We start from the raw sequence: 13931 nt of genomic DNA, 5'->3' as shown, positions 1-13931 counted from the left end.
ATGACAGGTGAGAGGTTTGAGTGATTAAGTTTTAGTGTTAGACGATCTATTCTCTAACAACCAACAACCAATCACCAACAACTCTCTGCTCAGCCCATTGCCCATTGTCGATCGCCCCTCTCAACGTCAGTCGCTGACCCAAATTCAACGGTTTGATACGGCAACGGTTTAATGCCACGGGTAATCTGGTGCAGCCACCACCACTCTTGAGTGTGGACTGCCTCAAACCGCGCTGCGCCCATCCATGCGTCCACATTACCGCCCGCGTACGCCTGAATGTAAGGTTCTTCAAAAATCTGTGTCAGCCATTCTGTTTGGCGCAGCATTTTTTGGTTGCCGTCCAGAATGGCAACTTCGCCACCCACTGTCAGTAAACGGTAGCTCTCTTGCAAAATCGCTTGAGAGACAGCAGGCGGCGTTTCGTGGAAGAGTAGCGACGCTGTGACCAAATCGAAGGATGCCTCAGGCAAGCCAGTCTGTTCAGCGTTGCCATGCCGCCACTGAATGTTTAAGCCTGCCTGCTGTGCTTTGTGCTCGGCGACAACCAGCATATAGGGCGATAGATCTAACCCAATGACTTCTGCATGAGGAAATGCCTGTTTGAGCAACAGCGTCGTAGAACCCGTGCCACAGCCTAGATCCAGAATCCGACGCGGCTTGGACTGGATGGCATCCAACAAGCCCTGGCGCACCAACGTTTCGCCCGGAGGCAGCGCGTATTGGGTGATGGGGTCATAGGAAACAGCCGCGCTGACGTTCAGATAACCACCCTCAATGCCGTGGAAGTTCTGGCTACTGTAATAAGCGGGATAGATTAGTCCAGTGTCGCTGAGTCGATCGCTGGCGGTTTGCCAGTCGATGCTTTCATAAAAGCGCCGTAGCCCTTCCTGATCAATTAAAAACGTTTTGACAACGGGTGCAAGAAAGCGCTCGAAGATTGTGTCTTTGCGAACTGCCATAAACGTTGCTCAGCTCTTTTGGATGGTTAAGGTCAATAGAGGCGATCGCCTCACTTACCTAAAGTTTAATGAGAATTGATGGTTAATGTCGTTTGGAGGATGCCATACCGTTCTTTTTAAGGATAAAAGACGAAGGTGAGAACGGAGTTTGCCAGTGATTTGGACATATTTGGTTCCAAAAGCAACACCCTGCCTTGAGGTTGGCTGTTTTGTCGAGACGTTACACGTTATGCTCCTGCGGACAAAAACAACACCTGACGAAAGACCATTTCAAGCAGTTCGACGACGAAAACAACCGATCGAGGAATCAATCATGTTGCTGCCCCGCCGCTTATGGCTGTCAGTTGTGCTGCTGTTGGCTACGCTTAGTGCTGTAGTCTTCACGAATGTAGTGAGTCCGGGACTAGCAGTTGAGACCGCTCGTAGCGCCGATCGCTTTGTTGACAGCATCTGTGTGGGTACCCATTGGAGCTACCCTGATACGCCTTATGGTCAGCGCTATGCGGAAGTGAAACAAAAACTGGTTGCCTCTGGTATTCGTACCGTGCGAGATGGTTTTTACCAGAACCGTCCGCAAGATCTGGGCAAAAGTGGCATTCGTATGACAATCGTGGCGGATGTGCCCGATCGCTCAAATGGTAACGAGCAAACCATTCGGGCGATCGTCAACCAGGTTAAAACCGCCAACGCTGCTGGAGCAAAAATCGATGCGATCGAAGGACCCAATGAGCCAGATTTATTCTGGATTGCCTCCCGCTTCGACAAAAAATACAAGGGACAAGGCTTTCCCAACGGGGTGATTGCATTTCAGAAAGATTTGTACACCGCCATCAAACGTGATCCTGCCACTGCCGCGCTAAAAGTCATCGGACCGTCATTGGGTGTGACCTACGATGGTGGCAGTGGCAATCCTAATCCACTACCGAAAGGAAGTCTTGCCAATGCCGTTGACTGGGGTAACTTTCATCCCTATCCCGGCGGTAACCCATTTAGCTTTCCCTTTGACTACAACACCACACCGAAATACTACTGGAACAGCAACTTTCCTTCCGTCAGCATTGACGAATTTCCCTATAACTTCAACACCTACAGCCCGCCGTTTCAACCCAAGCCAATGGCATCTACTGAAACGGGCTACTCAACGTTTAACCAATGGGTTTCCGAGAAAGTACATGCTAAATACATGCCGCGTCTGTTTTTAGAATTTTTCCGCAAAAACGTTCAGCGCACCTGCTCTTACGAGTTTGTGGATGAGTTTGTTGATCCCGGTAAAGCGAAACGTGAGGCAAACTTTGGGCTATTGCGCCATGATCTCACACCCAAGCCTGCTTACACGGCTGTAAAGAATCTGATTAGTGTACTGCGTGATCCTGAAGCCAGCTTTACGCCCGGTGGTCTTGCTTACTCGCTGGACGTGCGCCCTGTGCAAAACTACCGCGAACCCATCTCCGGACGTGTGGCAAATTACGATCGCACTCAATATGTGCATCATGTCCTTTTGCAGAAGCGCGATCGCACCTTTTATCTGGCGCTCTGGCACGAAGTGTCCAACAACGATACCAGCGTTCAACCACCCCGTGAAATCCAGCCACCCGCGATGCCCGTGACGCTCAAATTGGGTCAGCCAATTCGCACGGTTGCCATCTACGCACTGGGTGAAGACGGTCGTTTGACGACGACACCCACTCGCCTGACCAACAACCAGCTTGCATTGAACGTGCCCGATCGCGTGATCATCATCAAACTCGTACCCGCCTAACAATCTGCTTTCTATGTCATCTACCCACATTCCATTGCTCCAGCAACGGGCAGTGCTGATCCATCAACGACTATGTGTAGAGTACGGATGCCCGATCGCCTACTTCCACAATCTTGATCCTCTGAGTGAACTGGTTGCATCGCTCCTGTCTCACCGCACTCGCAATGCGGATTCAGGACGTGCTTTCAAAGCACTTCGCAGCCGTTTTGCTGACTGGGAAGCAGTGCGTGATGCGCCTGTAGAGGAAGTAGAGCAAGCGATCGCAGCCTGTACCTGGGCAGAACAAAAAGCACCCCGCCTTCAGCAGGTGTTGAGGCTAATTGGCGATCGCTGTGGCAAGCTGTCTCTCGATTTTTTAGCTGACCTACCTGTGCCCGAAGCAAGAGCCTGGTTAGAAGCATTGCCCGGAGTCGGACCCAAAACCAGCGCGGCTGTACTCTCCTTTAGCCAACTGCGGCGACGTGCCTTACCTGTGGATAGCCACCATCATCGCGTTGCCATCCGTCTGGGTTTGATTCCACCCACCATAGCGGTTGGTCCCTCTCATGCGTTGCTAGAAGCGCAGTTACCGCCAGAGTGGACAGCCCAAGAAGTCTATGACAATCACGAGGTGATGATGCTGCACGGTCAGCGCTGTTGCTACTATCAAAACCCAGCGTGCGATCGATGCACCGTTCTTACTCTTTGCTCGTTTGGACAGGCTCGATTACATCACGGCGAGGTGTAGCGGATTGTATCAATACTGATTACAAAGATCACACGATAAGACTTCAACCATATTCAGCCTGGTGATTCATTCGAGAGTGTCATCGGGGCGCAGCAGAGTTTCTGGCATTTGATGCAAAAGACGCTCAAACGTTGCTGTATCATTCAAACCTCGCGTGAGCACTAGCGCACCTTGAATCTGCACGATCGCGTCTTCAGCACGATGACGAGCAGTGATGGATGAAAGTCCCGCCTCAACTAACACCGCTGCCAAGCTATCAATCCAGAGATGCAAAGCTTGTTGCACCTGCGCTTGAAATAATTGGTGCGCCTCCCCAATGCTCAGGAGTGCCAGCAGACAATCTTGCTGCCCGTGCTGATAGAACGCATCGACCTTCTGGTTCATCGCCCGGATGCGATCAATCGGTGGACGATCGCTGTGCAACGGTGCCAGTAACTGCTCTTTCAAAGCCTGTGTGATGTAATCCAGCACTACGGCTGCCATTTCTTCTTTGCCATTCGGGAAATAGTGATAAAGGCTCGCTCGCTTCAAGCCCGTTGCTTCCGAAAACCGGGTAATGCTGGCTCCCTCATAGCCATATTGCTGAAATACAGCCATCAACTGGGGAATGACCGTCGCTTTAGACATTCAACACCTCAAAGAAATTTTGTGCTCCCACTTGACAGTATACCAAACGTTCGGTTAAGTTAGCTTTATACCGAACGTTTGGTAAAAAATTGTGATTTATCTACCGATCCACCAAGGAGCTAACCCATGAGCACAACCTTCCATACCATCACTATCGACGGTCTCAATCTTTTCTACCGTGAAGCAGGTGACAAAGCGAATCCCACCATACTGCTGCTGCACGGCTTTCCAACGTCATCTCATATGTTTCGCAATCTAATTTCACAGCTTGCCGATCGCTTCCATCTTATCGCCCCTGATTATCCTGGCTTTGGCAATAGCTCGATGCCGACGGTTGATGAATTCGATTACACGTTTGATCATCTAGCAGACGTGATGGAAAGGTTCACAGAAGCACTCGCATTGAAAAAATACAGCCTTTACGTGATGGATTACGGTGCGCCGATCGGCTTTCGACTTGCCAAAAAGCATCCAGACCGCATTGAAGCGTTAATTGTCCAAAACGGTAACGCCTATGAGGAAGGACTACGTGACTTCTGGGAACCCCTTAAAGCCTATTGGAGCGATCGCTCATCCGAGAATGCTGACAAGTTAAGGCAATTCTTCACGCTTGATGCCACCAAATGGCAGTATACGCATGGCGTTCGCAATCCTGAAGCCATCAGCCCTGATAACTGGAATATCGATCAACCTCTGCTCGATCGACCGGGTAATAACGACATTCAACTGGCTTTGTTTTACAGCTACCGTTCCAATCCACCGCTCTATCCGCAATGGCAGGACTATTTCCGCACCTATCAACCGCCAACGCTAATTGTCTGGGGCAAGAATGATTTCATTTTCCCAGCCGAAGGGGCGTATCCCTACAAGCAAGATCTGAACACCGTTGAATGTCACTTACTTGACACAGGGCACTTTGCTTTGGAAGAAGAGTGTGAGGCGATCGCCGGGCACATTCACCGCTTTCTTCCCGCTCACATTACGTATAGCCACACCCCCTCCTAACCCAATGTCCTAACTTTTATGGCGATAGCTACATAGCAGTCCTAAAGCATTTGTGAGCAAGACTGAATCATTGAGCGGTCAGCGGTCAGCGATCGGCTTTTTGGCTGACTGTTGACTGCTGATCGCTCAGACCAGTGTGATTCTCATCATTCAAATAGGACTCGTGCTTCACCCGATCATGGCTGGTCGGCTGGTCGGTAAGGGAGGCTCGATCGTTTCTGCCACCAGACGCGTGTGATAGAGGTCAGCCACGTGTTGCTCTTCAGCCGCAAGGGCAACCTCCATTTCGTCAAAGATAGCAACCGTAGCGGGATCGGTCAGCTTATTGCGCAGTTTGTAGATATCGATCACGCCTGTTTGGAGGTCGCCCAGGGCACGACGCAAAATGCTTGCATCACCTCGACTAAACTGTAGCCATGTTTTGAGATGGGCGTAAGTACTGCTGGCAGCAGCCTGAAGCGATTGCTTCTCATCCAGAACGCCTAAGCGATCGTCTAGCAAGGCAAGGTGGCGCTGTCTAGTCGTGCAGATTGCCAGAAAAACGCGGCTCATTTCTTCATCAGCAGCATTTTCGGCGTAGTGCTCAAACGCTTCCAGTCCATATCGTTCACCCGCGATCGCTGTGTTGAGTCCTTGCACAATTTCACGTTTACTGGAACCGCCCCATTCTGCACCTAGCTTCCACCAACTAGCATCCCGATCGGTTTCACTGGGTAGTGTTGTGTCGGGCACTTCTAACCCCAAACGGTTCAAAATGGCTGTCGTGAAAAGTGGTAAATCGCCTGGACGACGTGAGGTGATCAGGTTACCGTCTACAACCAACGGTTCATCAACCACCCTAGCCCCTGCATTTTGAAGGTCTTTACGGATGGCTTTGAAGCCCGTCACACGTTTGCCTCGCACCCAGTCGCCCTCAATCAGCAGTTGTGGACCATGACAGATTGCTGCAACCCATTTTTCTTGCGCGATCGCCTCACCAACAAACCGTACCATATTGCGATTTGTACGCATGGCATCGGGTGCCATGCCACCGGGAATAATGACTGCATCGAAATCCTTTGCGAGTACTTCTGTGGGGGTCGCATCTGCCTTGATGGAAAGGCTGCCCTGTTTACCTTTATACTCTTCGTTCATACGAGAGCCAAGCACAATTACAGTCGCTCCGGCTTTCTTCAAAGCATTGTAAGGAATTTGAAATTCACTATCTTCGACCTGTTGCTCAATTAAAAGAGCAACTCGTTTTGCGATCGCGTGACCATTCAGCATGATGTTCTGGAAGTGATGAATGTTGGGCAAAATAAGTCAAACAGAACACACGAGAAGTCAGAAGAAGGTATCACAAAAGAGCCGCCACTACGCACGTATTGGCACGGGCGGCTTTTCGTTTTCAGTTAGAAAACACGACTGCTCGTATATCAAACCAAAGTTAATGCATTGAGGAAACAGGGGCATCACCCCTCAGATAGTCCATATAGTCCAACGAGACTCAGGGCGATCGTAGCTTTGTCTTTTTTGACAATCGGAGGCGGATGGCTGACCGCGCGCGCTAGCTATGAGCTTACTGATGAACACTCTCTAAAGTGAAAACACGATCGCAAACACACTCCCTTCGCCCAGTTTCGATCGTACCGAGATTGTGCCGCCCATCCCTTCTACTAACGTTTTGACGATGGCTAGCCCTAAACCGTGTCCGCCAGTCGAACGAGCGCGAGCCTCATCAACTCGGTAGAAGCGTTCAAAAATGCGGCTCTGATCCTGAAGCGGAATGCCCACGCCGCGATCGCGCACCTGAATCATTGCCTGCTGTTCTGTTCCCTCCAGAATCAAATCAATCGGTTGGTTAGACTCCGAATATTTCACAGCATTATCAATCAGGTTGATCAACACTTGTTTGAGGCGATCGCGGTCTACGATCGCAGCAATCGGTTTCGTTGCCTCAACTCGGAGCGATCGATGACTAAATTTTTCTGCCATCCCTGCCACTTCAAAAATCAGGTCATTCAGCACGAGCGGCTCCAACTGATAATGCGTGTAGCCACTATCAGCTCGCGCTAGATCGAGTAGATCCTCAAGTAGGCGCACTGTGCGATCGGCTTCCGCCGCCGCCGTTTCTAGCGCCTCTTTTTGATAGTCGGTTAAGTTGGTACTGCGCCGCAGCAAACTTTGCAAGTAGCCCAACACAACCGTTAAGGGGGTGCGTAATTCATGGGAAACATTGCCAACAAACTGGCGCTGCTGCTCCCAGGCATCCGAAAGCCGCGACAGCATCATGTTGAAGGTAAGCGCCAATGCTTTCACTTCGGTGGGCGCATGGCTCAGTTGCAGCTTGGCTTTGCTCAAATCATTGGCGGAAATTGCGCCTGCCATCTGGCTCATGTCTTGTAAGGGTTGCAACGATCGCCGAATGCGTAGGGCGATCGCGACAGTCGTCAGAATCGTTGCCAGAAGGCACACGATCGCCAAGCCCTGAATCGCAGCAGTTAACTGCCGCTGATCCTCCGTCACATCCTGCGCCATGTAAACCTTGCCCAGCAGCTTTCCCTTCGCTGTAACGGGACCTTCAGACAAAATCAGATAGCGACTCCCAACTTGATAAACTTGAGGCTTAAGCGGCATCTCTGCCAATGACATCAACTCGTCTGTAGCGGCAAACGACGAGGTTGCCCCCGTTGACTGAGCAAGTATCTGCTTGCCATCGACACTTTTAATCCAGATAGCTAACCCTGGCACAGACACATTATTAATGGTCTTTTGGAGACCGATTTCGACTGGCAGCATTTCGCTGTAAAGTTCTACCTCGCGTGGAAAACGACTCGCAATATATTCAACGCTCTGAGTGTGAGTCGTAATCAAAAGCTGCTGCATTTTCCAGCTTGTCCAAGTAGCAACGCACGCAAGACACAACATCGAGAGTGCAGCGATTTCTGCCGTCAAACGAAACTGGAGAGAAGCAGGATCCAGTTGCCTTTGCTTGACGTGACGAATTGTCCCCCAGAATTTGTGCATTAGTTGCATGGACACGCTGTCCCGTTCATGCGGTCATTTGGTTGTAAAGCGCCTGTGCCTTGGCGTTGGACGATCGCTCATGTAATCTAACGCACTCAATAAGAAAACTATTCATACTCTAGCTGAAGTCTTTTTTGTAAAATGATGGTGTCTTCATATCTAGATAAGTTTTTGCTGAGAAATACTCTCATGTTGAGAAGGGGTTTGCCTAGTAACCTATGGGTTATAAGCGCTCAGGTCATCTAGTTGAAAGGCACTCATGAGGCACTCTTCTTCACAGCAGGCAACAGCACTCAGTCGATTGATGTACCGGATACCTGGACAGACATACCTCTGGTTCGCAGTCGTGATCTTTGGGGCATCTAGTGCAGTGACCCGCAAGATCACCGAAATCGGCGCTCAAAACTTTATCGGTGGGCAGAATCCCATTTCTCTTTGCAACGTTTTGTTTGTGGGCAATCTTTGTGCCCTGATGGTTTTAGTCATCATTCATAGACAACAGTGGTATTTGACGGCGTTGAGGCAACGTTCCGGGCAGGAATGGCGTAGTTTAATCATCGTCGCTATCTTATCAGGAGCGCTGGCTCCCGGTTTAGTCTTTCAGGCATTGGCATTGACCCAGGTGACGAATGTGGTGCTGGTCACTCGTCTGGAACCGCCGCTGACGCTGGCGCTTTCGATCTGGCTCTTGGGCGATCGCGTCAATCGGTGGGAAGTTTTAGGCGCGATCGCTGCCTTTGTTGGAGTTGGCTTAACCATTTTCCTGCAACCCGCTAGAGAAGCCATGATGCAGATGGGGGGCTTCCATATCGGTGTGGGTGAACTGCTGGCAGCCTTGAGCGCGATCGCGCTGGCAGTTTCTACCATTCTTGGCAAAAAACGGTTGTCTCAAGTCCCTTTAGGACTCTACAGCATTGTACGGACGGGACTAGGAACCCTGATCTTCTTCGTCTTGGCGCTAGTGCTGTATGGTCGCAATCATTTTATGGGTGTGCTGTCTCCCTTTCTGTGGCAATGGATGCTGGTGTATGGCGTGATTATTGTCGTGGTCGGGCAATCCTTTTGGCTGACTGGCTTACGTGCATCGTCTATTTCTACTGCGTCGATCGTGGGTTCCTTCGCGCCGATCGTCGGCATTGTGGCAGCGTATTTCATTTTGGGTGAGGTGCCGACACTCGCTCAATATATGGGTGGCAGCGTCATTTTGCTAGGACTAGTGCTCAGCCAAATCGGTCTACAGCGCCGAACATACAAATCTGCTCTAACCAATGCAGAGTCTGTGCCCGCAGAGCAGGCGATCGAAGCGAACACGGGCTTCAAAGGCATTTAAGTAATGCTAGAAGTCGAATGTTTTTATACAGAATAACTGCGATCGCTAAGAGCATTGCTGTCAGCTTTTAGAGCTTAAATTCGAGTTATACCAAATCCAAAAACAGGCGCTACAGATCAAGCAGCCTAGCTGCCCTCACCCTTACCCTCTCCCAACGGGCGAGGGGACTGGATTTTAGCTCCCTTCTCCTTCGGGAGAAGGGCTGGGGATGAGGGCAAAGGATTTGTAGCCTTTGCAATTTGATTTGGTATTAGTTGAAAGACTGTCTTAAAAGCAAGACTTCTGGTTGCCTGCTATATGGCAGACATCCTTCAATTCAATGATACCTACTTGGAGGGATGTCTAAGTAGTCAAACTCGTATGTACCAAGCTGATAAAAATATAAAACTTTCCAAAAGTTTTTCTAAGATAGCTTTCACATATACGCTGTACTCATCGCTTACCAAAGCCTTATTCTCCTTTTAACATTCCTTTGTGTTCCTTAAGCTCATTTTTATTTTTATACTTGACCCTTCTAGAGTTTTTTCACTTACACTTTCTCACATAGAGGGAGCCTCATTTGTTTCCAAACGAGCCGTGGTGTAGAGGAGATACCTAGTTTTACGCTAACAGTTTGTGGCGATTGCTACCTCACCTGTTGCCGTACCAAATCGGTTATTGAGTAGGAACAAGACTGTTAGTGTTTCGTACAACAGTAGAGCTTTAAGGTTTGAAATCAATCTTCTATAATTCACGAAGACTGACTGTTGGTAGAGCGACACAAAAGCTATGAGTGGGGTCAGCCAAAGCTAGTTCGATTAGCAGCGCTACAGCCTTTCTTTCGTCACACGGTGATTTCGTTGAACGTTTGAAGCCAAAGAAACAGGCGTGACTGCATTCTTTTTTACTGAAAGCATTTAAATCTAACTGAGACCATTTTAGTCAACCTTACGCGAGTGCAAATTATGGTAGCAACACCTTCTAGGCAAGCGATTGACACCTCAATCAGTGCTTTTGGGCAAGCGCGATCGACCGTTGAGGGCGCACCGCTCAATGCTGAAGAACTTCGTAAAACTCATGCTTACTGGCAAGCTGCCTGTTATCTGGCAGTCGGGATGATTTATCTGCGTCACAACCCGCTGTTGACTGAACCGTTAACCGCAGAGCATGTAAAAAGTCGCCTGCTAGGTCACTGGGGATCAAGCCCTGGTCAGGCGTTCATCTGGGTACATCTAAATCGGGTGATCAAGAAATATGATCTCGATATGATTTATTTGTCGGGTCCCGGTCACGGTGCTCCAGGTGTGCTAGGTCCGGTGTATTTGGAAGGCACCTACTCTGAGGTTTACCCCGATAAAAGCGAAGATGCTGAAGGGTTGTTAAAGTTCTTCCGGCAGTTTTCGTTTCCTGGTGGGATTGGTAGCCACTGCACTCCTGAGACACCGGGATCAATTCACGAGGGAGGAGAACTGGGTTACAGCCTTTCTCACGGCTATGGGTCGGTTTTTGACAATCCCGATTTGATTAGCGCTGTCGTGGTGGGTGATGGAGAATCCGAAACGGGACCCCTGGCAACGGCATGGCATTCCAACAAGTTTCTGAACCCGCTGCGAGACGGTGCTGTGCTGCCAATCCTGCACTTAAACGGCTATAAGATTAATAACCCAACCATTTTGTCTCGTATCAGCCACGCGGATCTGGAGCATTTGTTTTTGGGCTATGGCTATCAGCCCTATTTTGTGGAAGGGTCTGATCCAGAGAGTATGCATCAAGCGATGGCAGCAACGCTCGATCGCTGTGTGGAGGATATTCTAGCCCTTCGGGAACAGGCGCGGAGCAGTGGAGAGGCGAAACTGCCGCGCTACCCCATGATTGTGCTGCGAACGCCCAAAGGTTGGACGGGTCCCGGTGATGTCGATGGGCATAAGGTAGAGGGATTCTGGCGATCGCATCAGGTACCGCTGTCAGGAATGCACAAGCATCCAGAGCACCTGAAGCTTTTGGAAGCATGGCTACGGAGCTATAAGCCTGAAACAGTGTTTGATAAGAGTGGCAAGTTGGTACCGGAGCTTAAAGCACTGGCACCGGAGGGCGATCGACGCATGAGTGCCAATCCTCACGTGAATGGTGGAGTGCTGCGGAAGGATTTACGGATGCCCGATTTTCGTCAATACGGCATGGAACTTCCCAAGCCTGCACAGATTGAAGTGGAAAACACCAAGCCTCTAGGTGTCTTTCTGCGAGATGTGATGCGACTAAATCCGACTAACTTCCGCGTCTTTGGTCCTGACGAAAATACATCTAACAAACTGCAAGCCATTTACGAAGTCAGCAAGAAGTTCTGGATTGCGGAGTATTTACCCGAAGATGCGGATGGTGGTGAACTATCGCCCGATGGTCGGGTGATGGAAATGCTGAGTGAACACACGCTAGAAGGCTGGCTGGAAGGGTATCTGCTCACTGGACGGCATGGATTCTTTTCAACCTATGAATCCTTTGTGCATGTGATTGATTCCATGTTCAACCAGCACGCTAAATGGCTGGAGATTTGCAATCACATCGCCTGGCGATCGGATATTGCTTCACTCAACTGGTTGATCACTTCAACCGTGTGGCGGCAAGACCACAACGGCTTTACCCATCAAGATCCTGGCTTCTTGGATCTGGCGCTAAACAAAAGCCCTGATGTGGTGCGAATCTATTTACCACCCGATGTGAACTCGCTGTTGTCGGTTGCCGATCATTGCCTAAAGAGTACGAACTACGTCAATATCATCGTGTCGGACAAGCAGCTTCACTTGCAGTTTCTGAGTATGGATGCGGCGATCGAGCACTGCACCAAAGGCATTGGCATTTGGGGTTGGGCAAGCAACGATCAGGGAGAAGAACCGGATGTCGTTCTGGCAACTGCGGGCGATATTCCAACGCTAGAGGCACTGGCTGCAAGTGTGTTTTTGCGAGAGGAGTTCCCCGATCTCAAGATTCGGTTTATCAATGTGGTGGATCTATTGAAGCTACAGCCCGATACAGAACATCCACACGGGTTAAGCGATCGCGACTTTGACTCTTTATTCACCATTGACAAGCCGATCATTTTCAACTTCCATGCGTATCCCTGGCTCATCCATCGTCTGACCTACCGACGCACCAATCATGACAATCTGCACGTGCGCGGCTACAAAGAGAAAGGCAGCATCAACACACCGTTGGAATTAGCGATTATTAATCAGATCGATCGCTTTAGCATTGCAATGGATGTGATCGATCGCGTACCCAAACTCAAGGTAGCGGGTGCTCATGCGAAGGAGAAGTTCAAGAACGAACAGATCAGCTGCCGCAACTATGCCTATGAACACGGCGAAGATCGACCTGATACGGTGGGTTGGAGGTGGCCGTATTAAGCAATTCAGCCCTCCGATTTCTTCAAGAAGTTGGAGGGCTTTAGTCAACACACGCATAGTAGACCTGCATTAGCGATTTAGCTCCAATTCCACATCAATGCATTGTCATCGAGTTGATCAGTCACAATGCGTCCAATCTGGTCAATTTCTGCCAGGTCTGCATCGCTGAGCTTGATCTCGCCTGCTTTAGCATTCTCAACGGCTTGCTCGGCATTACGAACTCCCACGATCGCGTTTGCTTGCGGTTGTGCGATCAGCCATGCCAGTGCGAGGTTGCCGAGGCTGGTTTGGTAGCGATCGGCGATCGGGCGCAATTTCTCTAAAGCCATCTGAGCACGTTGATAGGTTTCGCCTTGAAACAGCTTGTTCTTCGCGCGGTTATCTTCTGGCGGAAAGGTGTGATCGGCTCCAAATTTGCCAGTCAACAGTCCTTGTGCCAAGGGCGAGTAAGCAATGATGGAAATCTTCTGTTCTACACAATACGGCACGGCATCCTTTTCGACGTAGCGCCAGAACAACGAGTAGGGCGGTTGCAGGCTATCAATACGTCCATACTGAGCGGCTTCTTCGAGCTGTGCTTGAGAAAAGTTGGAGACACCGATCGCCCGAATTTTGCCCTGTTGTTTGAGATCGTTGAGTGCTCGCATGGTTTCTTCGATCGACACCACCTCACTTTTGAAAGAGCCGGAGGGCCAATGGATTTGGTAAAGATCGATGCGATCGGTCTTCAGATTTTGCAGGGAGGCTTCACACGCAGCAATGACCTGATCGTATTTCAGATGGTTAGAAAAAACTTTTGTCGCATAGACAACGCGATCGCGCACATCAGACAACGCTTCAGCAACCACCCGTTCAGAATGCCCGCTACCGTAAATTTCAGCCGTATCAACCGTCGTGATCCCGGCATCAAACGCGGCTCGAATGGCTTTGATGGTTTCAGCATCTTCAACGCCAACCCATTGGCTTTTCCCTGCCTGCCAGGTGCCTGTAATAACAGGTGTGATGTGAATGCCGGATGTACCGAGTTCTCGCTTTTCCATAGTGCTTAATCGCCCATTCATTCTTTGAGGTTTAACGCTTAAGCAGCTATCAGCTATCAGCTATCAGCTATCAGCTATCAGCTATCAGCTATCAGCTA

The 13931-nt window shown here is 49.9% G+C and carries 10 protein-coding genes; 5 read left to right on the top strand and 5 right to left on the bottom strand.

Translation table 11 applies throughout. The features are described 5' to 3' along the window. Positions 1–89: 89 nt before the first annotated feature. A complete protein-coding gene (locus AC5JO6_RS15335) occupies positions 90–959 on the bottom strand; it encodes a class I SAM-dependent methyltransferase (RefSeq protein ID WP_496081939.1) in 870 nt (289 codons plus the stop codon). A 313-nt stretch (positions 960–1272) separates the two neighbouring features. On the opposite strand from AC5JO6_RS15335, the gene AC5JO6_RS15330 reads away from it, so the two are divergent. Together AC5JO6_RS15330 and AC5JO6_RS15325 are read left to right on the top strand one after the other, a co-directional pair. Next, positions 1273–2718, top strand: a complete 1446-nt coding sequence (locus AC5JO6_RS15330; RefSeq protein WP_496081938.1) for a hypothetical protein — start codon at positions 1273–1275, stop codon at positions 2716–2718. 13 nt (positions 2719–2731) lie between these two features. Beyond that, on the top strand, positions 2732–3445 hold the full coding sequence (locus AC5JO6_RS15325; RefSeq protein WP_496081937.1) for an endonuclease III domain-containing protein: 714 nt from the start codon (positions 2732–2734) through the stop codon (positions 3443–3445). A 66-nt stretch (positions 3446–3511) separates the two neighbouring features. On the opposite strand, the gene AC5JO6_RS15320 is transcribed toward AC5JO6_RS15325, so the two are convergent. Further along, positions 3512–4072, bottom strand: coding sequence for a TetR/AcrR family transcriptional regulator (locus AC5JO6_RS15320; RefSeq protein WP_496081936.1), 561 nt, complete (start codon positions 4070–4072; stop codon positions 3512–3514). 126 nt (positions 4073–4198) lie between these two features. Between AC5JO6_RS15320 and AC5JO6_RS15315 the strand changes: the two genes are divergently transcribed. After that, a complete protein-coding gene (locus AC5JO6_RS15315) occupies positions 4199–5077 on the top strand; it encodes an alpha/beta fold hydrolase (protein ID WP_496081935.1) in 879 nt (292 codons plus the stop codon). 168 nt (positions 5078–5245) lie between these two features. Here AC5JO6_RS15315 and AC5JO6_RS15310 read toward each other — a convergent pair whose 3' ends face one another. Then, positions 5246–6343, bottom strand: coding sequence for a DJ-1/PfpI/YhbO family deglycase/protease (locus tag AC5JO6_RS15310; RefSeq protein ID WP_496081934.1), 1098 nt, complete (start codon positions 6341–6343; stop codon positions 5246–5248). 309 nt (positions 6344–6652) lie between these two features. Then, positions 6653–8092: a sensor histidine kinase gene (locus tag AC5JO6_RS15305; RefSeq protein WP_496081933.1), complete on the bottom strand. Its 1440-nt coding sequence runs from the start codon at positions 8090–8092 to the stop codon at positions 6653–6655. A gap of 250 nt (positions 8093–8342) precedes the next feature. On the opposite strand from AC5JO6_RS15305, the gene AC5JO6_RS15300 reads away from it, so the two are divergent. Further along, entirely contained in the window at positions 8343–9413 is a 1071-nt protein-coding gene (locus AC5JO6_RS15300) for a DMT family transporter (RefSeq protein WP_496081932.1), read from the top strand. Between the two features lie 944 nt (positions 9414–10357). Continuing rightward, on the top strand, positions 10358–12793 hold the full coding sequence (locus tag AC5JO6_RS15295) for a phosphoketolase family protein (RefSeq protein WP_496081931.1): 2436 nt from the start codon (positions 10358–10360) through the stop codon (positions 12791–12793). A gap of 77 nt (positions 12794–12870) precedes the next feature. Here the strand turns inward: AC5JO6_RS15295 and AC5JO6_RS15290 are convergent, their stop codons facing one another. Next, entirely contained in the window at positions 12871–13833 is a 963-nt protein-coding gene (locus AC5JO6_RS15290) for an aldo/keto reductase (RefSeq protein WP_496081930.1), read from the bottom strand. Between the last annotated feature and the right edge of the window lie 98 nt (positions 13834–13931).

The sequence above is a fragment of the Tildeniella sp. genome (assembly GCF_059505325.1).
This window is presented reverse-complemented; position numbering and strand designations above follow the sequence as displayed.

Excerpts from the sequence above, each read along its gene's own strand:
- AC5JO6_RS15335 (WP_496081939.1), bottom strand. The coding sequence starts at position 959 with ATGGCAGTTCGCAAAGACACAATCTTCGAGCGCTTTCTTGCACCCGTT.
- AC5JO6_RS15330 (WP_496081938.1), top strand. The coding sequence starts at position 1,273 with ATGTTGCTGCCCCGCCGCTTATGGCTGTCAGTTGTGCTGCTGTTGGCT.
- AC5JO6_RS15325 (WP_496081937.1), top strand. The coding sequence starts at position 2,732 with ATGTCATCTACCCACATTCCATTGCTCCAGCAACGGGCAGTGCTGATC.
- AC5JO6_RS15320 (WP_496081936.1), bottom strand. The coding sequence starts at position 4,072 with ATGTCTAAAGCGACGGTCATTCCCCAGTTGATGGCTGTATTTCAGCAA.
- AC5JO6_RS15315 (WP_496081935.1), top strand. The coding sequence starts at position 4,199 with ATGAGCACAACCTTCCATACCATCACTATCGACGGTCTCAATCTTTTC.
- AC5JO6_RS15310 (WP_496081934.1), bottom strand. The coding sequence starts at position 6,343 with ATGCTGAATGGTCACGCGATCGCAAAACGAGTTGCTCTTTTAATTGAG.
- AC5JO6_RS15305 (WP_496081933.1), bottom strand. The coding sequence starts at position 8,092 with ATGCAACTAATGCACAAATTCTGGGGGACAATTCGTCACGTCAAGCAA.
- AC5JO6_RS15300 (WP_496081932.1), top strand. The coding sequence starts at position 8,343 with ATGAGGCACTCTTCTTCACAGCAGGCAACAGCACTCAGTCGATTGATG.
- AC5JO6_RS15295 (WP_496081931.1), top strand. The coding sequence starts at position 10,358 with ATGGTAGCAACACCTTCTAGGCAAGCGATTGACACCTCAATCAGTGCT.
- AC5JO6_RS15290 (WP_496081930.1), bottom strand. The coding sequence starts at position 13,833 with ATGGAAAAGCGAGAACTCGGTACATCCGGCATTCACATCACACCTGTT.